Raw genomic sequence first — 20,555 nt, 5'->3', positions numbered from 1 at the left:
GGTGATGGCGGGTCGCGGTGGGCGTACGCCCGAACCAGCGACCGGTGACGGCCAGCCGGCCGGCGTGTCCGACCTCGACCTGCTGCGGGCGCACGTCGCCGGCGATCGGGACGCCTTCACCGAGCTGTTCCACCGGCACCGGGACCGGCTCTGGGCGGTGGCCCTGCGGACGGTCGGCGACCGCGAGGAGGCGGCCGACGCCCTCCAGGACGCGTTGCTGTCGGCGCACCGCGCCGCGGCCCGGTTCCGGGGCGACTCGGCGGTCACCACCTGGCTGCACCGGATCGTGGTCAACGCCTGCCTGGACCGGATCCGGCGGCGCCAGACGCACGCCACGGTCCCGCTGTCCGACGGCGTCCACACCGACGGGGAGCCCGGCCGGCACACCGGCGGGGTGGAGCTGGCGGCACCGGCCCGGGACCACGACACCGCCCTGGTGGTCCGGCAGGCCCTCGCCGCGCTCCCGGTCGAGCAACGGGCCGCGCTGGTGCTGGTGGACGTGCAGGGCTATTCGGTGGCCGATGTGGCCCGGATCCTCGAGGTCGCCGAGGGGACGGTGAAGAGCCGGTGCGCCCGGGGCCGGGCCCGCCTCGCCGTGCTTCTCGGGCATCTCCGGACCGGCTCCGACGAGGTCCCGGACGTGCCCAGGGTCACCGGTGGGAACCCCCGGCCGCCCGAGGGCGTCGGATCCACGTCGGGGTGGTCCCGGCGGGATGCCAGCCAGGAGGAGACGTGACTTCCCGGGAGTTCAGCGAGGTCGACCACGACCTGCTCGCCGACTACCTCGGCGGGGCGCTGGACGGCACCCCGGAGCGGGCGACCGTCGCCCGGCTGGTCGAGCAGGACCCGGCCTGGGGCGAGGCGTACGCGGCCCTGGCCCGGGCGGTCGAGCTGGTCCACGCGGACCTGGCCGGTTGGGCCGCCGAGCCCGGCCCGGAGCTGCCGCCGGGCGTGGCGGACCGGATCACCGCGGCGCTCGCCGGCGCCGGCCCGGCCCCGACGGGCGATCTGGCGTCCGATCCTCCCGAGCACGGCTCGACGCCGGCCGCCGTGCCGGCACAGCCCGGCCGGGGCGCCCATCCGCCCGGCGCGACGGGCCGGCCCGGCCGGAACACCGGGCCGGGACGCCGCTCCCGGCGCTGGACGCGGCTCGCCGGTCCGGTCGCGCTGGCCGCCGCCTCGGTGACCGCGGTCGGGTTCGGGGTCAGTTACCTGGTCGACGCGGGTGCCGGCGGGATCACCGGGACGGCCGACAGCGCGGGCAGCCGGGCCGAGGGCGGGGCCGCTCCGCTCGCCGCCGGGCCGTTCCGGACCACCGGGCCGGCCCTGCACAGCGGCACCGACTACACCCCGGACACCCTCTCCCGGATCCCGGGCGGGTTCGCCGGGCTCTCGACCAAGGCGAGCGACCGGGCGGAGCCCGCGGACGGACAGGACGAGCACCGGGTGTTCGAGACCACCGGGCTGGACCGGCTCGAACGCCCCGAGGCGCTGGCCGGTTGCCTGTCCGAGATCGGCGCGGAGCACCGCGCCGGCCCGCTCACCGTTCAGCTGGTCGACTACGCCCGGTTCCGGGGCAGCCCGGCGCTGGTGGTGACCTTCACGGACGGGGGCGGCGCCCGCTGGGCCTGGGTGAGCGGACCCGAGTGCGGGGTCCCCGGGTCCGGCGCGGACACCCGCTTCACCGCGCGGGTAGGGTGAGGTCGCGGTCACCCGGGCGGGCTCCGCCGCGTGACGTGACCCACCGGATGACCGGCTCGGGAATCTTCGCTTCGTACGATGACGTTCTGCAAGTCAGGCGCCGACGCCGCTGAGCCGTCGGCACTCGGGATCGGACATCGGTGCGCGCCGGTGACGAACACACACATCGGGAGACGGCAGTGGACGAGGTCCGCAACCTGATCATCATCGGCTCCGGGCCGGCCGGTTACACCGCGGCGGTCTACGCCGCGCGCGCCAACCTCAAGCCGCTGGTCATCGAGGGCGTGCAGTCCGGCGGTGCGCTGATGACCACCACCGAGGTGGAGAACTTCCCCGGTTTCGCGGACGGCATCCTCGGCCCCGAGCTGATGGACAACATGCGCAAGCAGGCCGAGCGGTTCGGCGCCGAGTTCCTCACCGACGACGTGACCCGGGTCGAGCTGAAGGACACCGGCGAGGTCGGCTCCAACGAGGTGAGCACCGTCTGGGTGGGCGAGACGGCCTACCGGGCCCGGGCGGTCATCCTCTCCACCGGCTCGGCCTGGCGTCCGCTGGGCGTGCCGGGCGAGCAGGAATACCTGGGCCACGGCGTGTCGTCCTGCGCGACCTGTGACGGCTTCTTCTTCCGGAACCAGCACATCGTGGTGGTCGGCGGCGGCGACTCGGCGATGGAGGAGGCCAGCTTCCTCACCCGGTTCGCCGAGTCGGTGACGATCATCCACCGCCGCGACTCGTTCCGCGCCAGCAAGATCATGGCCGCTCGGGCCCTCGGCAACGAGAAGATCAAGGTCGAGTGGAACAGCGTGATCGAGGAGATCCTCGGCGAGGACGGCAAGGTCAGCGGCGTACGGGTGCGCAACGTGCACAGCGGTCAGAGCAAGGTGCTCGACGTCACCGGCGTCTTCGTGGCGATCGGCCACGACCCGCGCAGCGAGCTCTTCCGGGGCCAGGTGGAGCTCGACGACGAGGGGTACGTGAAGGTGCAGGCGCCGAGCACCCGGACCAGCATCCCGGGTGTCTTCGCCGCCGGTGACGTGGTCGACCACATCTACCGGCAGGCCATCACGGCGGCCGGCACGGGCTGTGCCGCCGCCCTCGACGCCGAGCGCTTCATCGCCACCCTGCAAGGCTGAAACATTTTCACGAACAGGTCCCGGAGGAGGGGTTCATAGTGGGAGCAACCAAGGCGGTCACGGACGCGAGCTTCGCGAGCGACGTGCTGAAGTCCGACAAGCCGGTTCTGGTCGACTTCTGGGCGGAGTGGTGCGGTCCGTGCCGCAAGGTCTCGCCGCTGCTGGAGGAGATCGCGGGCGAGATGGGTGACCAGGTCACCATCGTCAAGCTCAACATCGACGAGAACCCCGAGACGGCGCGCACCTACCGGGTGATGTCCGTGCCGACCCTGACCATCTTCAAGAACGGCGAGCCGGTGCAGTCCATCGCCGGCGCCAAGCCGAAGGGTGAGCTGGTCAAGCTCATCGAGTCGGCGCTCTGAGCCGACACCCGACACCACCGGAACCCCCGTCCGCCCGACCCCGGGCGACGGGGGTTCCGCGTTTCTGACCTGCGGCGAACCCACAATCGCCGGTGACCGGCCACGGTACGCTCCGTAAGGTCTCCCCAGCGGGGAAGCACCTCCGTCGGAGTCTCCGGCCAGCCAGCGTCCGTGCAGAGGGGGGTCATCGTGCGTCCCATCCGACCCGGTGACCGGGGACCCGCGGTGGCCGAGATCCGCACCGTCCTCACCGGCCTGGAACTGCTCCCCGCCGGACCCGGCGGCGAGGAGTTCGACGCGGAGACCGAGCGCGCCGTCCGGGCGTTCCAGCAGTCCCGCGGCCTCAGCGTGGACGGGCGGGTGGGCACGGAGACCTGGCAGGCGCTCGACGCGGCCCGCTGGCGGTTCGGCGCGCGCACCCTCTACCACGCGGTCCCCGAGCCGCTGACCGGGGAGGACGTCCGGTCACTGCAGGAACGGCTCCTGGAGATGGGATACGACGCGGGCCGCGCCGACGCCATCTACGGCATCCGCACCTCCCGCGCGGTAGCCCAGTTCCAGCGGGAGATGGGGTTGAAACCGGACGGGACGTGCGGTCCGCACACCATCAACGCGCTGCGCCGCCTCGGCCGGAAGGTGGTCGGCGGGCGGCCGCAGTGGCTCCGCGAATCCGACGCCATCCGGCAGGCCGGGCCGACCCTGGTCGGGCGGACCGTGGTCATCGACCCGGGGCACGGCGGCACCGACCCGGGCGTGGTCGTGCCCGACGGCCCGCTGCGCTGGACCGAGGCGGACCTCGTGCACGACCTGGCCAGCCGGTTGGAGGGGCGGCTCGCGGCGGCCGGCGTACGCGTGCAGCTCACCCGGGGCCCGTCCCCGCGGACCTGCCTGCCGGACGCGGACCGCGCCCAGCTCGCCAACTCCCTCGGCGCCGACGTCTTCATCTCCCTGCACACCGACGGGCACGCCAACCCGGCGGCCGACGGGGTGGCCACCTACCACTACGGCACCGACAACGGCGTAACCTCCGCCACCGGGGAGCGGCTGGCCGGGCTGGTGCAGCGGGAGATCGTGGCCCGCACCGGGCTGCGGGACTGCCGCACCCACGCCAAGACCTGGGATCTGCTGCGGCTGACCCGGATGCCCGCGGTCCGGGTCGAGGTGGGCTACCTGACCTCACCGGCCGACCGCCACCGGCTGGTGGACCCCCGGTTCCGGGACCGGCTGGTCGAGGCGATCGTCGCCGCCGTGCAGCGGATGTACTTCCCGATCGAGCGGGACGTGCCCACCGGCTCGATCGACGTGAGCGAGCTGCGGGCGGTGGTGGCCGCCGGCACGGTGGTCGACTGAGCCGCCCCGGGCGTCAGCTCATCGAGCGGGTGGCGGGCGCCGGGCGGACCGGGCGCAGCAGCGTCTCCGGGCTCATCGAGCCGAGCAGCTTCTCCAGCGCGTACTCGACGTCGGACTTCCAGCTGAGCGCGGTGCGCAGCTCCAGCCGGAGCCGGGGGTAGCGCGGGTGCGGGCGGACCGTCTTGAAGCCCACCGAGAGGAAGAAGTCGGCGGGCGCCAGGCAGCCCCGCGCCGGGTCGTCCGCGTCGTCGCCGAACTTCGCGTCGCCGAACGCCTCGATGGCCTTGATCCCACGCTTGGTGAGATCCCGGGCGACCCCCTGGACGAGCATCCGACCCAGGCCGCCGCCCGCGAAGGCGGGCACCACGTGCGCCGTCATGAGCAGCGCGGCGTCCGCTGAGACGGGCGAGGTGGGGAACGCCATCGAGCGCGGAACGTACGCCGGCGGGGCGTACATGACAAAACCGGCGGGCATGCCGTCCACGTACGCGAGCTTGCCGCAGGAACCCCACTCCAGGAGCGTCTGGGAGACCCAGGCCTCCTTCTCCAGCCCCGGGTCACCGGCGGCGCACGCGCGCTCGGCCGAGACCGGGTCCAGCTCCCAGTAGACGCACTGCCGGCAGGAGCGGGGCAGGTCCTCCAGCGTGTCCAGGGTCAGACTGACCAGACGTCGCGACATGAGCACCCCACCCATAGGCCCGGAGCGGAGACCCCTGCGGTCTCCCGCCGCCTTCCTGCCCCCCGACGAGCGATCGTACGCTTCCGCCCGGCGCTACGGGAGGGGACGCGCGAACGCCCACCCGCGCCGGGGACGAGGGCCGGTCCGGGATGTGGACGTACCCACACGGTGGGCCCGGTGCTGGCCGGCGGCGACTACGATCGACCAACCGGCTTTTCCCGCGCGCCGCCATGGTTGCCGGCATCGCGGGTACCACACCGGGCGGCAGCCCCGCCGACACCCGATCGAGGTGATGTCATGACCGGCACGACGCTCGACGACTACACCGACCGGTACGCCCGGCGGGTCCGGGGGATGACGGCCTCCGAGATCCGGGCACTCTTCGCGGTGGCCAGCCGGCCGGAGGTCGTCTCGCTCGCCGGTGGGGCACCCTACATCGCGGCGCTGCCGCTCGACGCGGTCGGCGAGATGCTCGGCCGGCTCGGCGCCGAGCACGGCGCCACCACCCTCCAGTACGGCATCGGCCAGGGCACCCCGGAGCTGCGCGAGCGGATCTGCGAGGTCATGGCGCTGTCCGGGATCGACGCGTCGTGCGGCGCCTCCCCCGAGGACGTGGTGGTCACCGTCGGCGGGCAGCAGGCGCTCGACCTGGTGGCCCGGCTCTTCCTGGACCCGGGTGACGTGGTGCTCGCCGAGGGGCCGACGTACGTCGGCGCACTCGGGGTGTTCCAGGCCGCCCAGGCCCAGGTGACGCACGTGCCGATGGACTCCGAGGGGCTGATCCCGGAGGCGCTGGAGGTGGCCATCGCCGAGCTGGCCCGCGCCGGCCGGCGGGTGAAGTTCCTCTACACCATCCCGACCTACCAGAACCCCACCGGCGTGACGCTGAGCGAGGAGCGGCGCGAGCGGGTGCTCGACATCTGCGAGCGCGCCGGGCTGCTGGTGGTCGAGGACGACCCGTACGGTCAGCTCGGTTTCGAGGGTGAGGCGCCCGCGCCGCTGCGGGCCCGGCGGCGCGACGGGGTCTTCTACCTGAGCACCTTCTCCAAGACCTTCGCGCCCGGCCTGCGGGTGGGCTGGATCCTCGCCCCGCACGCGGTCCGCGACAAGCTGGTCATCGCCAGCGAGGCGCAGATCCTCTGCCCCAGCGGCTTCGCACAGGCCGCCGTCTCGACCTACCTGGGCACCATGCCCTGGCGGGAGCAGCTCAAGGTCTACCGCGAGGTCTACCGCGAGCGCCGGGACGCCCTGCTCGACGCGCTCGCGGACCTGATGCCGGAGGGCACCACCTGGACCACCCCGGCCGGTGGCCTCTTCGTCTGGGCGACCCTGCCCGACGGTCTCGACTCCAAGGCGATGATGCCGCGGGCGGTCGCCGCCCGGGTCGCCTACGTGCCGGGCACCGGCTTCTACGCCGACGGGACCGGGACGGGCAACATGCGGCTCAACTTCTCCTTTCCGCCGCCGGAGCGGATCCGTGAGGGCGTTCGCCGGCTGGCCGGCGTGATGGAGCAGGAGATCGCCATGCGCAAGGTCTTCGGCGCGGTCGGCGGGGCGGGTCCGCGGCGCCGGCAGGGCGGCTCGGACACGCCCGGTCCCGACTTGGCATGATTCCCGCATGTCCGTCAGCCCTGCCGCACACACGTCCGTGACCGGACCCGCCGCCACCGACGAACTGCACGTGCTGGTGCTCGCCGGCGGCCTCTCCTACGAGCGGGACGTCTCGCTCCGGTCCGGCCGGCGGGTGCTCGATGCGCTGCGCGCCGTCGGCGTGGAAGCCGAACTGCGGGACGCCGACGTCGCGCTGCTGCCCGCTCTCGCCGCCGACCCGCCGGACGCCGTGGTGATCGCCCTGCACGGCGCCACCGGCGAGGACGGCTCCCTGCGCGGTGTGCTCGACCTCTGCGACGTCCCCTACGTCGGCTGCGACGCCCGCGCCTCCCGGCTCGCCTGGGACAAGCCCTCCGCCAAGGCGGTGCTGCGCGAGGCGGGCATCCCGACGCCCGACTGGGTGGCGCTGCCACACGACCGCTTCTCGGAACTGGGCGCGGTGGCCGTCCTGGACCGGATCGCCGACCGGCTCGGCCTGCCGCTGATGGTCAAGCCCGCGCAGGGCGGCTCCGGGCTCGGCGCCGCCGTCGTCCGGGACGCCACGTCGCTGCCGGCCGCCATGGTCGGCTGTTTCGCGTACGACCAGACGGCGCTGGTGGAGCGCTACGTGCCCGGGATGGACGTGGCGGTCTCCGTGCTGGACCTGGGCGAGGGGCCGCAGGCCCTGCCGCCGGTCGAGATCGTGCCCCGCAACGGCGTCTACGACTACGCGGCCCGCTACACGGCCGGCCGCACCACGTGGCACGCGCCGGCCCGCCTCGACCCCGAAACGACCGAGCGCGTGACCCGGGTGGCGCTCGCCGCACACGCCGCGCTGGGCCTCCGCGACCTGTCCCGCGTCGACCTGATCGTCGACGCGGACGGCCAGCCGCATGTGCTGGAGGTCAACGTCTCCCCCGGGATGACCGAGACCTCGCTGCTCCCGCTGGCCGTCCAGGCGGCGGGCCTGGACTTCGGGCGGGCGCTCGGCACCCTGGTGAGCCGCGCCGCCGCCCGCCGCCCCTGACGTCCGGCTGACCGGTCGCCCGCTACGGCGTCTCGGCCCGCTGCGGCTGCTCGGCCTGTTCCGGCGCGGTTGCCTGCTGCGGCACCTCGGATCGTTCCGGCGTGCCCGCCCGATCCGGCTGCCCGGCCTGCTGCGGCGCGGGCGCCCGCTCCGGGTGCTCGGCCTTTTCGGGCGTGGCCGGCTCCTCCGCCGCCTCGGCCTCGGGGATCTCGTCCGCGGCCTCGATCACCGAGGCGATCTCCTCCTCGGGCTCCTCGGTCGCCCCGCCGGTCGGCGCGGCAGTCAGGCTCGACGGTGCCTGCCACTGGATGCGCGGCGGTTCGGCGAGCGGACGGCCACCGAACTCGGCCAGCCACGCGGCGACCATCGCCAGGTTCTCCCGCCACTGCGCCTCGGAGATCGGCGGCAGGATCGAGTCCCACAGGGACAGGAACGTGCCCCGCAGCTGCAGCCGCCCGTACGGCCGGGCCAGGAACCACATGTGCAGGTGCGCCGAGCCGTCACCCCAGCGGTTGACATGCACCCGGGCGACGCCGTCCAGCGACCGGATTGCCCGCTCCAGGCGCACGGTCATGACGCCCAACTCGGCGGCGAGCAGGTTCGGCAGATCGCCGAGGTCGAGGTGCGACCGGGACTCCAGGATCAACACCATGGGCAGGCCGGTGGGCCGGTCCATGGCCCGGACCCGCCATCGTTCACCCACCCAGATGTACGCCTCGTCCGGCGCGTTGCAGGCGGTGCACTCCCGATTTCCCTCGCCGCGGCGGGGAGGCTCGACCGGCACCGGCTCGTCGAGCTGCTTGACGTGGAGATCGCCCTCGAAGGGGAAGGAGGGCCACTGGGTGAAGTCCGGGACTGAGGGAGGGGTGTCCTGCACGACGCTGACCCTAACCGAGTTGGCGACGCCTGTCCCTACCCGAGTACGGGCCGCTGAGCGTTCCTCATCGATCAACCACAGGTTGTCCACCGCGTTGTCCACAGGCCGCTGAGATCACCAGCACAGCGCGTCATCCACTGCTCAGCAAGGGTTTCGGCGCGATGTTTCACGTGGAACGGCGAGAGCCTGTGGACAACTGCTGTGGATAACGTTGGCGGTCGTTAGCGGGCCTTTGGGGTGCCTCGATCCTTCCTTCCCAACGAGCGAGGCGGCGATCCGCACCGGCCGATGGCGATGGTTTCCGAGACAGCCCCCGGGGCACCGCGCGGGCCCGACAGGTGCGCGATTGGCGGCCGTGTTTCACGTGAAACGGCGGCGCGCATGAGCGCTATTCGGGTGAGCGGCGTCCGGTCAGCAGCGTCCGCCGAGCCCGTCCGGCGACTGCGTCCGGTGGGCGACATCCGGTGAGCGGGTCGACGAGCGCGTTCGGTGAGTCCGTTCGGCGAGCGCGTTCGGCGAGCGACGTCCGTTGCAGCGACTCCCCGTGCCGCGCGGCGCCGGTCATGGCTGCCCGGCGGTTGACGGAGACATCGGCGTCGGCGCACAAGTGAGGCCGCCGGCAGGTCTGTGGTCAGCAGTGGCGCCAACCGCAATGCGGCCATCAGCGGAGCTTCCAACGGAGTTGGATGACGGCCGGAACGAGAAGCAGCGCCCAGCGAGTTGTCCGGTCGACGCCATGCCCAACATCCGGTCGAGCTGTGTTCCACGTGAAACAGGAAGCGGAGTGTGGCGTCGTGAAGGGCTGGCCGGGTACGGGCTGGGCCCTCACTCGGCCGGCCGGCGGGGTCCTCATGATCGGCGGCGAGCTTCGACGCGCGATGGGCGGCCGTCGGGAGACGACGACCGGTCCGGCGCCGCTCAGCGCCCTGTGAACCGGCGACGCCCAGCCGTCGGCACTCTGGATCGTCAAGGACGATAGGCGGTGCCAAGACGCTCGCAGCCTCCAAGACGCCACCCCGCGGAACCACTGCCGGCCCGCCCGCAATCCCATCGACGACCGAGAGGCGACAGGCCTCAGGACGGACCTTCCTGGGTCGCCGACCTCTCCAGAGCGGAGCGTCCAACGGAGTCGGATGACGGCCGGAACGAGAAGCAGCGCCCAGCGCCTTGTCCCGGTCGACGCCATGCCCAGCTGGCTCCGGCCGATCGCTAGGTAGTTCGGCCTCCAGGCGCTGGGGCGCACACCGCTCAACGGGCCCGCAGACACGCCGCCGTGGGCGAAGGCTTCAGGACAGGGACCTGGCCCTGCCCGTCGGGTGCGGCCGGCGGTTGCTCGCCGGGCGCGCATGACGGTTGCCGGCGGCACGTCATGCTGGGGGCCCGATTGCCCCGCCAAACCCGTGGGCGTCTGCGGCGTGCCGCTCGGTCACCTACCGACCCGTCGGGCGCGGAGGCGAGTTGACACCCCCGCGCGTCCGCCCACCCCGATGGCGACGGCCGGGTCCGCCGAGGCCGATGTCTGGGCGCCCGCCACTCAATTCCCTCCGCCATCTCCGCTTCCTCCGCCAGTCCGTGTCCGCTCGCCCGATCCGTTGAACAAGCGTGCCGGCGCCCCGCCCCGACTGCCGGCGCCCAATCGCAAGGGCCTAGTCGTGGGCCGCCCCCCTGTCGCGGCTGCGCTCCCCGTTTCACGTGAAACAGGACGTCGGTAATGGGTGAGACCAGCCTTGCTCCCCCGACCGACGGCCGTCTCGCCGACTGCGGCACGCGGGATTTCCACCTAGCCCTGGTTGCGGCGTCCGTCGCGAACCACCCACAGCTGTGGCGCGTCGCCTCGCCACCCAGCAGCCCGGCTGGGGCGCGCCCCACCGCCAACCACCCCGGCTGTGGCGCGTGGCGTCGCCACCCAGTCCGGCTGCGGCGCGCGTCGCCAACCAGCCGGCTGCGGTGCGCGTCACGCCCACAACGCGCGCCAGCGGACGTGTTTCACGTGAAACGGCGACGTGGGGGTGAGCCGCCTTTCCCTGGAGCCTCGCGCCCGGCCTCGCCGGCCGCGACAATCGCACCACCCGGCTGCTGCCGATTGGGTGTCCACCGGCCAGCTGACGGGACCGACAGGTCGACCTGCACTACCCCGCCTGCCGGTAGGTGACTGGTGGTCGCGACGGCAGCGGTGACGGGCACTCGACCAGTCCCGCGGCGAAACAAGCTCAGACGATCGGGACAAGCTCAGACGATCGGGCGACAACAGCGAGGGCCATTGAGCACGGCGCAGCGATCCCGTCCGCCATGGCCGTCGAATCGCTACCCAGCCAACGCCGATGCCCTCAGAAGGCCGCCAGCGCCGAGCACGGCCAGGGTGTCCCAGCGCCCCGTCCGGGGGATTACCGGCCGCCCAGAGGCCCATCAGGACGCCGCACAAGCGCCTCCCACGACACGACAGGTGATAGGGCACCCCGCAAGCCAGGGCATGCCGCCGGGCTCAAGGCCCATAACGGAGCCGCCCGACCCGAGCCCGGTAGCGGAGCCGCCCGACCCGAGCCCGGTAGCGGAGCCGCCGGATCCGAGCCCGGTAGTGGACGTCGTTAGACAGCCAGCACCCCGACCCGCTGCGAGCACGCCGAAGCGAGCACGACCCCGGCACCACCGACACCCTCCAACAGGTCCCGGGCGTCGGCGATCCTCCAGCCCGAAAACGGCTCGGCCGCGTCGCCCCCGGAGGGACCACGCGGCCGAGATCGACAGCGGGCTGTTCACTCCTCGGGCGGCCGCTCCTCCTGCCCGACACCGATGATGCCCACGATCCGCTCCAGGTCGTCGACCGTCGCGAACTCGATCGTGATCTTGCCCTTGCTCCGGCCGATGTCGACCTTCACCCGGGTATCGAAGCGATCGGAGAGCCGGTCGGCGAGGTCCGTGAGCGCGGGGGCGTGCGGCTTCGGCCGGCGCTTCGCGGTCGGGGCCTTCGCCGGGCCGTCGGCGAGCGCCAGCGCCACCAGTTCCTCGGTGGCGCGTACGGAGATGCCTTCGGCGACGATGCGCTTGGCGAGCTGCTCCTGCGCCTCGGAGTCGTCGAGGCTGAGCAGGGCGCGGGCGTGGCCGGCGGAGAGCACGCCGGCGGCGACCCGGCGCTGCACCTGGGCCGGCAGGTTCATCAGCCGGATCGTGTTGGAGATCTGCGGCCGGCTCCGGCCGATCCGGCGGGCCAGTTCCTCGTGGGTCGCGCCGAACTCCTCCAGCAGTTGCTGGTACGCGGCCGCCTCTTCCAGCGGGTTGAGGTTGGCGCGGTGGATGTTCTCCAGCAGCGCGTCCCGGAGCATCGCGTCGTCCTTGGTGTCCCGGACGATGGCGGGGATGCTCTCCCGACCGACCGCCTGGGCCGCGCGCCAGCGCCGCTCGCCCATGACGAGTTCGTACTTCTCGCTGTCGAGCTGGCGGACGACGATCGGCTGGAGGAAGCCGACCTCCTGGATCGAGGTCTTCAGCTCCTCCAGCGCCTCCTCGTCGAAGACGTGCCGGGGCTGCTTGGGGTTCGGCACGATGCTGTCGACCGGGATCTCGGCGAAGCGGGCTCCGGGGACCGGGCTCAGTTGCGGCTCCGGCTCCGCCGCCGGAGCCGCCGGGGCGGCCACGTCACCGACCCCGTTGGCTCCCGTCACGGCCGCCGCGGCACCACCGATCGAGGGAGCCGGGACGGCCGCCCCCGTACCGTTCTCGGTCTCGGCGGTCGCCGGGGCGCTGCCCGGCACGGGCCCGGTGGGGATGAGGGCGCCGAGCCCCCGGCCCAGACCGCCGCGAGGACGGTTCTTCATGCGACGCCTCCCAGCGACTTCTCCGTACTACGCATTCCGGCTCACCGGCTCCTTGACGCCCCGCTCCGCGATCTCCTGGGCGGCCTCGAAGTAGCTCGTGGCCCCCCGCGATCCGGGATCGTAGGTCATCACGGACTGCCCGTAGCTGGGCGCCTCGGAGACCCGCACGTTCCGGGGGATCACGGCCTGGAGCACCTTGTCGCCGAAGTGGTTTCGGACGTCCTGCTCCACCGCGTCGGCCAGCCGGGTACGGCGGTCGTACATGGTGAGCAGGATCGTGGACACCTCGAGCTTCGGATTGAGGTGCTGCCGAACGAGGTTGATGTTCTGGATCAGCTGGTTGAGGCCCTCCAGCGCGTAGTACTCGCACTGGATGGGGATCAGCACCTCCTGCGCGGCGACCAACGCGTTGACGGTCAGCAGGCCGAGCGAGGGCGGGCAGTCGATGAACACGTAGTCGAAGTGCCCGGGGTACGCGGCGATGGCCCGGGCCAGCCGGGACTCCCGGGCGACGACGGAGACCAGCTCGATCTCGGCGCCCGCCAGGTCGATGGTGGCCGGTACGCACCACAGGTTCGGGATGCCCTCGACGGCCTGGGCCACCTCTTCCAGCGGCACGCTGTCGATGAGGCAGTCGTAGACGTCCGGCACGCCGGTGTGGTGCGGGACGTTGAGCCCGGTAGAGGCATTGCCCTGCGGGTCAAGGTCGACGACCAGCACCCGGTTGCCGTGCAGGGCGAGCGCCACTGCCAGGTTCACCGTGGTGGTGGTCTTGCCGACGCCGCCCTTCTGGTTGGCGACGCACATCACCCGGGTCCGTTCAGGGCGCGGCATGGTGACCTCACCACTGGGATTCAGGATCTGCACGGCGCGCATAGCCTCCATAGCCAACGGTGGGTCATCCTCTTCGCGCGTCGGGGTTTCACGTGAAACGTACGTGCTCGCCGGGGCTTCGGGACCGTAGCCGGCATCCGGTGGCGTGTCGGACGGAGCCGGGGCCGCAGGCACGTCCGGCGCGGACTCCGGGGTGGGCTGCTGGGGTACGACCACGGCCGGCGGTTGCGGCTCGAACCGCGCGGGGACGGCGGCGTTCCCGCGTACCGGGGCCGGGCGCGCGGCGGGCGCGTTCGCCGGGCCGTCGCTCGGATCGTGCGGGTCCCGCGCCGGCGGGACGTTCGCCGGCACGGACGAGGTCGGCCGCACCGCGCCGGCCGGCGGCACCTCGCGCCGCACCACCGGGTCACAGTCCGGGGGTCGCGTGGATGGGTCGTGCGGCTCGCCGTTCGACGGCCAGCCCTGGGAGTTGGTTTCACGTGAAACGGGGCCGGTGGCCGAGGATCGTTCGCCTGGCCCGGTCACCCGTGAATCGTCGTACCTGCCGTCGTCATGCACCTGTCATCCCTGCCCGCTCCGGATGGTCGGTCCGCACCCGTCATTCAGCCCCCCGCGCTCGCCGCGCGGCGTCATCGGCCCGGTGGGAACGGTCGGGTTCGGGTGCCGCCCGGCACCGCCGCTCCACACTATCGGCGCGCGGCCAGCCTACGGCCGACGGGCGTAGCGGGTCCATGTCGGGTTCTGATCGACCAGCTCACGCCCACCCGGTCCAACGACCGGGCCCGCGTCCGGAAAGCCTTGCCGCGTCAGCGGTCCCGGCCCTGGGTGCCGCGGCGGCGGCCACCCCGCGAGCGCTTGGGCGCCTTCTTCCGGGCCGGGCCGACCACCCGCTCGCGGACCACCTCGATCACCGTTGCGGGAGGGTCGATCACGTCGACACCGCACCGGTGCAGCTCCGGCTCGCCACCGCCGAGCCGGGTCACCGCTGCGGCGTGCTCGGCGATCTCCTCGGCGGCGGAGGCGCCCTTGAGCGCGACCAGCCGGCCGCCGGGCACCGCCAGCGGCAGGCACCAGCCGGCGAGCCGGTCCAGCGGGGCCACCGCGCGCGCCGTGACGATGTCGGCGGACAGCGGCTCCCGGTCCCGGGAGCCGACCGCGGCCTCCTCGGCCCGGCCACGAAAAACCCGGACGGACTTGGTCAGCCCCAGGTGCTGCACCGCCTCGATGAGGAAGGCGGTGCGCCGGGCGAGCGGCTCGACCAGCGTCACGGTGAGGTCCGGCCGCGCGATGGCCAGCACCAGGCCGGGCAGGCCGGCCCCGGAGCCGACGTCGATCAGGCTGGCGCCCTCCGGGATCCGCTCGGCCAGCGCCGCGCAGTTGAGCAGGTGACGCTCCCAGAGCCGTGGCGTCTCGCGGGGGCCGATGAGGCCGCGCACCACGCCGTCCGTGGCCAGCAGTTCGGCGTACGCGGCGGCCACGTCGAGCCGGTCGCCGAAGAGGGTACGGGCGGCCTCGGCCAACTCGGGCGGCAACGTCGCCTCCGCCGGGGCCGGCTGGTCGCCCGAGGGCCGCTCGCCACCGTCCATGAGGGACGGTCCGGAGTTGTCTCGCTCGTCGGAGGGCCGGTCGCCCGGGTCGCGGCCGGCGGCGACCGGCTCGGCGAACAGCGGGTCGATCGCGCCGCCCGTGGCCGGTGCGGCCGGTGCCTCCACCGACGCCGACGACTCGGGTCGTCCGTCGGGCTCGCCGGAGAAGGCCGGTGTCACGCCGGTGGCGGGGTCGGCGCCGGCGGCGGGCTGCACGGTGGTCGGAACCGGATCGCCCGAGTAGGCCGGCTCGCTCGAAAAGGCCGGGTCGACCGGGCCCGAGGTCGGAACCGGGGTCGGCGGGTGCGCCGGGGCATCGCCCCCGGAGAAGACCGGGTCGACGGCCGGATCGGTGCGGACAGGCGACGGCCCGGGCGGCGTACCGCCCGGGCCGGTCACGGCACCCGCCGTTGTCTCGTCGGAGGCCACCTACGTCAGTCCGTAACCGGCCGCACGATGATCCGGCGGTTCGGCTCGACGCCCTCGGACTCGCTCTCCACACCGCTCATCGCGTTGACCACGTCGTGCACGCACTTGCGCTCGAACGCGGACATCGGCTCGAGGCGCACCGGCTCGCCGTGCTCCCTGACCTTCTCCACCGCGTTCTTGGCGACCGCGGCCAGCTCCTTGCGCCGGGCGGCGCGGTAGCCGCCGACGTCGAGCAGCAGGCGGCTCGGCGAACCGGTCTGCCGGAACACCGCCAGCCGGGCCAGCTCCTGGAGCGCCTCCAGGGTGGCGCCGCGCTGGCCGACCAGGTTCTGCAGGCGACCGCCGACCACCTCGACGACCGGGCGGCCGCCGGAGACCAGCTCGTCGATATCGCCGTCGTAGTCGAGGATGTCGAGCAGGCCCTCGACGTAGTCGGCGGCGATCTCGCTCTGCCGGAACAGGTCGCTGTCGGCGGGGGCCTTCTTCTCCCGGGCCTCGGCCTGGGTGTCCTCGGCCTCCTCCGTGGTGGCGGCCGGCGCGGTCTCCTCGTCCAGGGACTGGTCCGCGCTGGGAATGCTGGTGTCGGTCACGGTCTCATCTCCGTACTCGCTCGGCCGGACCGTCGGGTCCGCTGGTCTCCCGGGGGCCGGCGGGAGGTTCGCCGGTGCCCTCGGGCACGTCTGTACGGGCCAGTTTCGCCCGTGACCGCGCTCCGCGCGGCGGTTCCGGCCCGGCGCCGACTCCGGAGGGTGGCAGCTCGGGGACCGGAACGGGCCGCCACCGGTGTCCGGCGGCGGCCCGGTAAGGCTCAGCCCTGTCGCTTGGCGGGCCGGCCGCTGCTCTTCTTCGGGTTGACCGGCTTGGCGCCGGGCTTCGGGCCGGCCACCTTGGGGGCGGCGGCCGGGGCCTTGACGGCCGGCTGCGCGGTCTTGCGGCCGAGCAGGCCGCCGGCCCGGGCCGGCTGGGCGGTGGCCTTGCCCGCGGTGGCCTTGCCGGCGGTGCTGCTCTTCGGCGGCACCAGCGGCGGGAACTTCCGCAGCACCCACTGCTGCTGGCCGAGGGTGAAGAGGTTGTTGGTGACCCAGTAGATGATCACACCGATCGGGAAGATCGAGCCCGAGATGAGCAGCGAGACGGGGATGCCGTAGAGCATCAGCCGCTGCACCATTCGCTGCTGCGGGTCCTCGGCCCAACCGGTCTTGAGGATCATCTGCCGGCTGGTCAGGTAGGTCGTGGCGATCATGATGAGCACCAGGATGCCGGCGACGATCTTGACCGTGGTGCTGTTCGCGCCCAGGTTCGCCAGCTCGTCGGGCGTGGACCCGAACCGGCCGGAGATCGGGGCGGTGAAGAGCTTCGCGCTGGAGGCGCTGTGGAACTGCTCGACGGTCCAGCCGTACAGGGTCTTGCCCTGGTTGTCCGGGTTGAGCCGCTTGAGCGTGTGGAACAGGCCGAGGAAGACCGGGATCTGGAGGAACATCGGAAGGCAGCCCATCAGCGGGTTGGCCTTTTCCTTCCGGTAGAGCTCCATCATCTCCTTCTGGAGCGTCTCCCGGTCACCCTTGTGCTTCTCCTGCAGCTCCTTGACCTTGGGCTGGAGCGCCTGCATGGCCCGCTGCGACTTGATCTGCTTGACGAAGACCGGGAAAAGGATCACCCGGACGGTGACCACCAGGAAGATGATGGAGAGGATCCACGCCCAGTTCGTGCCGATCACGGCTCCGACCGAGACCCCGATGGCGTCCCAGGCCGAGTGCCAGGTCAGCAGGATCCACGAGATCGCGTAGTAGATCCAGTCGAGACTAAACACTCAGGCTCCAGTCACGTCGGAACGGCGGCGGTCGCCCGGCTCCGGGACCGGGTCGTGTCCACCAGGGTGGAAGGGGTGGCAGCGCGACAGCCGACGGACCGTCAGCCAGGCTCCCCGCGCCGCACCGTGCCGGGACACCGCCTCGACGGCGTAGGCACTGCACGACGGGTAGAACCGGCAGCGGGCCGGCAGTGCCGGACTTATCCACCGACGGTACGCGATGATGGGCGCCATCAGCATGCGGGCACCGGCAGAGGGCCGCGGCGCGGCAGTGTGCTCGGTCACCGCGACCGCCGTCCCCGGGGAGAGCGCGCGGCCGCGAGGGCGGCGTCCAGATCGGCGCCGAGCCGGGCGTACGAAGCCTGGGCGGCCGGCGGCAGCGCGCGTACCACCAGGGTGCTGCCGGCGGGCAGGTCGGCCAGCCGCTCGCGGACCAGGTGGCGGAGCCGGCGGCGGACCGTGTTGCGGACCACGGCATTGCCGACGGCCTTGGACACGACGAAGCCGGCGCGGCGCGGCGCGGAGGTCTCCGCACCGCCGCTCCGCGCCGGCTCCGGCGAGGTTGTCGCGGTGGATCCGGTCTGCTCGGGGAGGGTCAGGTGCACCACGACGGCACCCCGGCCGACGCGTCGGCCACCCCGGACCGCTGCGGCGAAGTCGCTACTACGCCGCAGTCGCTGCGCGGCGGCCAGCACGACTGCCCACGTCCCCGGACCGGACCGGTCGGCCTCAGGCCGACAGGCGCGTGCGGCCCTTGCTGCGACGGGTCGAGATGATGGCGCGGCCGGCACGGGTGCGCATGCGCAGCCGGAAGCCGTGGGTCTTCGCGCGCCGGCGGTTGTTCGGCTGGTAGGTGCGCTTGCTCACGTCAGGCTCTCCGTTGTCGTAGACCTCGCGCGGGGGATCGCCCGGGGTCGTGTGGTGGTCCAGGCCACCTCGCCGGTGGCCTCCGATCGGTGCTGCCCGGCGACCTGGGGCCCCGGCGATGCGGGGAGGTGACCGCGGACAGCAAGCACCCATCACCCTAGCAGAGGGCGAGAGAGCAGCCGTTCCAGCCTACGCAGGGGGGCAATGACCGTCAAACCTCACACCAGGGCCGCGACCTGCGCCGGGAGCCCGACCGAAGGGGCGGTTTTCACTGATGTTGACAAGGCTGCCCCGGTGTCGACGGTTGATGGCGCGGGGTCCGCGCTGTTAGCGTGCCCGATTGCGGTCAGCGTCGGGGGTCCGGGACGACGGCTCCAGGTCGCCGCGCGGCGTCAGACGCGCCGAGCTGGAGTGTCGGTTGTCGCTGGCTGGCAAGACCGGACAAGGTAGTGAATCGTTCGGCACGGTGAACCCGCTTCGTTGCCTCCGGGAACCAGGGGGCAGGTCCGACCCGCGTCCGGTGGGCGGCCCCAATCGGTCGGTACACACAGGCTGTGGATAACTTGTGGATGACGACCGGTCAGCCGTCCGGGCGGGCGTGAGCAGAGGCGAGGGGGGTGGCACGACGGTGACCGGATCGACCGACCTTGCCGCGGTGTGGACGGCGACGACCGACGAACTCGCCGACGAGATCATCTCCGCGCAGCAGCGGGCGTACCTCCGGCTCACCCGGCTGCGGGCGATCGTCGAGGACACCGCACTGCTCTCCGTCCCCGACGCGTTCACCCGGGACGTGATCGAGTCCCGTCTCCGCCCGGCCATCACCGAGGCGTTGAGCCGCCGGCTCGGCCGGCCCATCCAGGTGGCCGTCACAGTGCGGGTCGCGGAGGATCCGGGCGCCCGCCCCGCCGGCACCGTCTACCGCAGCAGCCCCGAGCCCGCTCCCGGGCCCGACGGCCCACCGGATCTGCTCACCGGCTTCGACCAGCCCGGCCCGGCCGACGCCCGGCCCGGCTTCCCCGACCTGGGTTTCCCCCCGGCCCGGCCGGAGGCCCCGGCGTACGCGGACCCGCGCCCGGAGCCGCCCGCCGAGGAGCCGGCCCCCCGGCAGCGCACGGCCGACGGCCCCCGGCCGCAGCTCATCCCGGCCAGCCGCGACGGGCAGGACACGCTGTTCAGCGCCGCCTTCGCCGAGCCGTTGCGCGCCACCCCGGAGCGTCGTGGCTACGACGAGCGGTCCCGGGTGGAGCCGACCGTCCCCGACGGCTACGAGCCCCGCTACCGGGAGGCGCCCGGCCCGGCCGACGCCCCGCCGCTGCGCGGCCTGCCCCGGGACGGCACCACGGACAGCGGCCCCGGCCGCGGCGGCCCGGACCACCGCCCGGGCGGCCAGGCCGACCGGCGGCTGCCCGGCGGCGGGGAGAGCGGCGGCAACCGGCTCAACCCGAAGTACATGTTCGAGACGTTCGTCATCGGCTCGTCCAACCGCTTCGCCCATGCGGCGAGCGTCGCGGTGGCCGAGTCACCGGCGAAGGCGTACAACCCGCTCTTCATCTACGGCCACTCCGGGTTGGGCAAGACCCATCTGCTGCACGCCATCGGGCACTACGCCACCACCCTCGGCAACGCCCGCTCGGTCCGGTACGTCTCGACCGAGGAGTTCACCAACGACTTCATCAACTCGCTGCGCGACGACAAGACCAGCGCGTTCCAGCGTCGCTACCGGGACGTGGACATCCTCCTGATCGACGACATCCAGTTCCTGGAGAACCGGGAACGGACCCAGGAGGAGTTCTTCCACACCTTCAACACCCTGCACAACGCCAACAAGCAGATCGTGATCACCTCCGACCGGTCACCGCGCCAGCTCGCCACCCTGGAGGACCGGATGCGAACCCGGTTCGAGTGGGGGCTGCTGGCCGACATCCAGCCGCCGGACCTGGAGACCCGGATCGCGATCCTGCAGAAGAAGGCCGCACAGGAGCGGATGTACGCCCCACCGGACGTGCTGGAGTTCATCGCCTCCCGGGTGTCGAACTCGATCCGGGAGCTCGAGGGCGCGTTGATCCGGGTCACCGCGTTCGCCAGCCTCACCCGCTCGTCGGTGGAGCTGTCGCTGGCCGAGGAGGTGCTGCGGGACTTCATGCCGGACGGCGCCGGCCCGGAGATCAACGCCGACCAGATCATGGCCTCCACGGCGGACTACTTCGGTGTGAGCCTGGAGGACCTGCGCGGCCACTCCCGGTCCCGGGTGCTGGTCAACGCCCGGCAGGTGGCCATGTACCTGTGCCGCGAGCTGACCGACCTGTCGCTGCCCCGGATCGGGCAGGCGTTCGGCGGCCGGGACCACACCACCGTCATGCACGCCGACCGGAAGATCCGCCAGCAGATGGCGGAGCGGCGCTCGCTCTACAACCAGATCGCCGAGCTGACCAACCGGATCAAGCAGACCACCTGATCCGTACGCCGACGCGAAGCCCGGCCGGGCCGCCCACCGG

Annotated in this window: 18 protein-coding genes; 8 read left to right on the top strand and 10 right to left on the bottom strand. The window is 72.9% G+C overall.

Features of this window, described 5'->3' with window-relative positions:
* Window positions 1-64 precede the first annotated feature (64 nt).
* The 5 genes from sigM (at window position 65) to NFX44_RS19655 (ending at window position 4,546) form a co-directional block, all read left to right on the top strand.
* Complete coding sequence (gene sigM / locus NFX44_RS19675; protein WP_262285016.1) at window positions 65-736, top strand: RNA polymerase sigma factor SigM; 672 nt, start codon at window positions 65-67, stop codon at window positions 734-736.
* Window positions 733-1,701, top strand: a complete 969-nt coding sequence (locus NFX44_RS19670) for a hypothetical protein (protein WP_262285015.1) — start codon at window positions 733-735, stop codon at window positions 1,699-1,701. Before sigM ends, NFX44_RS19670 begins: the two co-directional genes overlap by 4 nt.
* A 179-nt stretch (window positions 1,702-1,880) precedes the next feature.
* Window positions 1,881-2,834 carry a thioredoxin-disulfide reductase gene (gene trxB, locus NFX44_RS19665; RefSeq protein ID WP_262285014.1) on the top strand — a complete coding sequence of 318 codons (954 nt, stop codon included), beginning with the start codon at window positions 1,881-1,883 and terminating at the stop codon, window positions 2,832-2,834.
* Window positions 2,835-2,872: 38 nt separating this feature from the next.
* Complete coding sequence (trxA, locus tag NFX44_RS19660; RefSeq protein WP_073836974.1) at window positions 2,873-3,196, top strand: thioredoxin; 324 nt, start codon at window positions 2,873-2,875, stop codon at window positions 3,194-3,196.
* A gap of 189 nt (window positions 3,197-3,385) precedes the next feature.
* Entirely contained in the window at window positions 3,386-4,546 is a 1,161-nt protein-coding gene (locus NFX44_RS19655) for an N-acetylmuramoyl-L-alanine amidase (RefSeq protein WP_262285013.1), read from the top strand.
* 13 nt (window positions 4,547-4,559) lie between these two features.
* On the opposite strand, the gene NFX44_RS19650 is transcribed toward NFX44_RS19655, so the two are convergent.
* Window positions 4,560-5,225, bottom strand: coding sequence for a GNAT family N-acetyltransferase (locus NFX44_RS19650; protein WP_262285012.1), 666 nt, complete (start codon window positions 5,223-5,225; stop codon window positions 4,560-4,562).
* 297 nt (window positions 5,226-5,522) lie between these two features.
* Between NFX44_RS19650 and NFX44_RS19645 the strand changes: the two genes are divergently transcribed.
* Window positions 5,523-6,836: a PLP-dependent aminotransferase family protein gene (locus NFX44_RS19645; RefSeq protein WP_262285011.1), complete on the top strand. Its 1,314-nt coding sequence runs from the start codon at window positions 5,523-5,525 to the stop codon at window positions 6,834-6,836.
* A gap of 7 nt (window positions 6,837-6,843) precedes the next feature.
* Window positions 6,844-7,842: a D-alanine--D-alanine ligase gene (locus NFX44_RS19640; RefSeq protein ID WP_262285010.1), complete on the top strand. Its 999-nt coding sequence runs from the start codon at window positions 6,844-6,846 to the stop codon at window positions 7,840-7,842.
* Between the two features lie 22 nt (window positions 7,843-7,864).
* Here NFX44_RS19640 and NFX44_RS19635 read toward each other — a convergent pair whose 3' ends face one another.
* The 9 genes from NFX44_RS19635 to rpmH form a co-directional block, all read right to left on the bottom strand.
* Window positions 7,865-8,719 (bottom strand): hypothetical protein, encoded by an 855-nt coding sequence (locus NFX44_RS19635; protein WP_262285009.1) that lies wholly within the window; start codon window positions 8,717-8,719, stop codon window positions 7,865-7,867.
* A gap of 2,753 nt (window positions 8,720-11,472) precedes the next feature.
* On the bottom strand, window positions 11,473-12,531 hold the full coding sequence (locus NFX44_RS19630; RefSeq protein WP_262285008.1) for a ParB/RepB/Spo0J family partition protein: 1,059 nt from the start codon (window positions 12,529-12,531) through the stop codon (window positions 11,473-11,475).
* A gap of 27 nt (window positions 12,532-12,558) precedes the next feature.
* Window positions 12,559-13,923 (bottom strand): AAA family ATPase, encoded by a 1,365-nt coding sequence (locus NFX44_RS33260; protein WP_315974611.1) that lies wholly within the window; start codon window positions 13,921-13,923, stop codon window positions 12,559-12,561.
* 248 nt (window positions 13,924-14,171) lie between these two features.
* Window positions 14,172-14,951, bottom strand: coding sequence for a 16S rRNA (guanine(527)-N(7))-methyltransferase RsmG (gene rsmG, locus NFX44_RS19620; protein ID WP_262285171.1), 780 nt, complete (start codon window positions 14,949-14,951; stop codon window positions 14,172-14,174).
* Between the two features lie 434 nt (window positions 14,952-15,385).
* On the bottom strand, window positions 15,386-15,970 hold the full coding sequence (locus tag NFX44_RS19615; RefSeq protein ID WP_262285007.1) for a R3H domain-containing nucleic acid-binding protein: 585 nt from the start codon (window positions 15,968-15,970) through the stop codon (window positions 15,386-15,388).
* A gap of 218 nt (window positions 15,971-16,188) precedes the next feature.
* Window positions 16,189-17,190: a membrane protein insertase YidC gene (yidC, locus tag NFX44_RS19610; protein ID WP_262285006.1), complete on the bottom strand. Its 1,002-nt coding sequence runs from the start codon at window positions 17,188-17,190 to the stop codon at window positions 16,189-16,191.
* The gene (gene yidD / locus NFX44_RS19605) at window positions 17,191-17,430 is read right to left on the bottom strand and encodes a membrane protein insertion efficiency factor YidD (RefSeq protein WP_262285170.1); all 240 of its coding nucleotides are present in this window, start codon (window positions 17,428-17,430) and stop codon (window positions 17,191-17,193) included.
* Window positions 17,431-17,471: 41 nt separating this feature from the next.
* Window positions 17,472-17,885 carry a ribonuclease P protein component gene (gene rnpA / locus NFX44_RS19600; protein WP_262285005.1) on the bottom strand — a complete coding sequence of 138 codons (414 nt, stop codon included), beginning with the start codon at window positions 17,883-17,885 and terminating at the stop codon, window positions 17,472-17,474.
* 34 nt (window positions 17,886-17,919) lie between these two features.
* A complete protein-coding gene (rpmH, locus tag NFX44_RS19595; protein ID WP_117668129.1) occupies window positions 17,920-18,057 on the bottom strand; it encodes a 50S ribosomal protein L34 in 138 nt (45 codons plus the stop codon).
* Between the two features lie 628 nt (window positions 18,058-18,685).
* On the opposite strand from rpmH, the gene dnaA reads away from it, so the two are divergent.
* On the top strand, window positions 18,686-20,515 hold the full coding sequence (gene dnaA / locus NFX44_RS19590; RefSeq protein WP_262285004.1) for a chromosomal replication initiator protein DnaA: 1,830 nt from the start codon (window positions 18,686-18,688) through the stop codon (window positions 20,513-20,515).
* Window positions 20,516-20,555 lie beyond the last annotated feature (40 nt).

Source organism: Micromonospora sp. MA102, from assembly GCF_025460765.1.
Classification (GTDB): domain Bacteria; phylum Actinomycetota; class Actinomycetes; order Mycobacteriales; family Micromonosporaceae; genus Micromonospora; species Micromonospora halotolerans.
The sequence above is the reverse complement of the archived record's forward strand: the minus strand, read 5'-3'. Positions and strand labels throughout refer to the sequence as shown.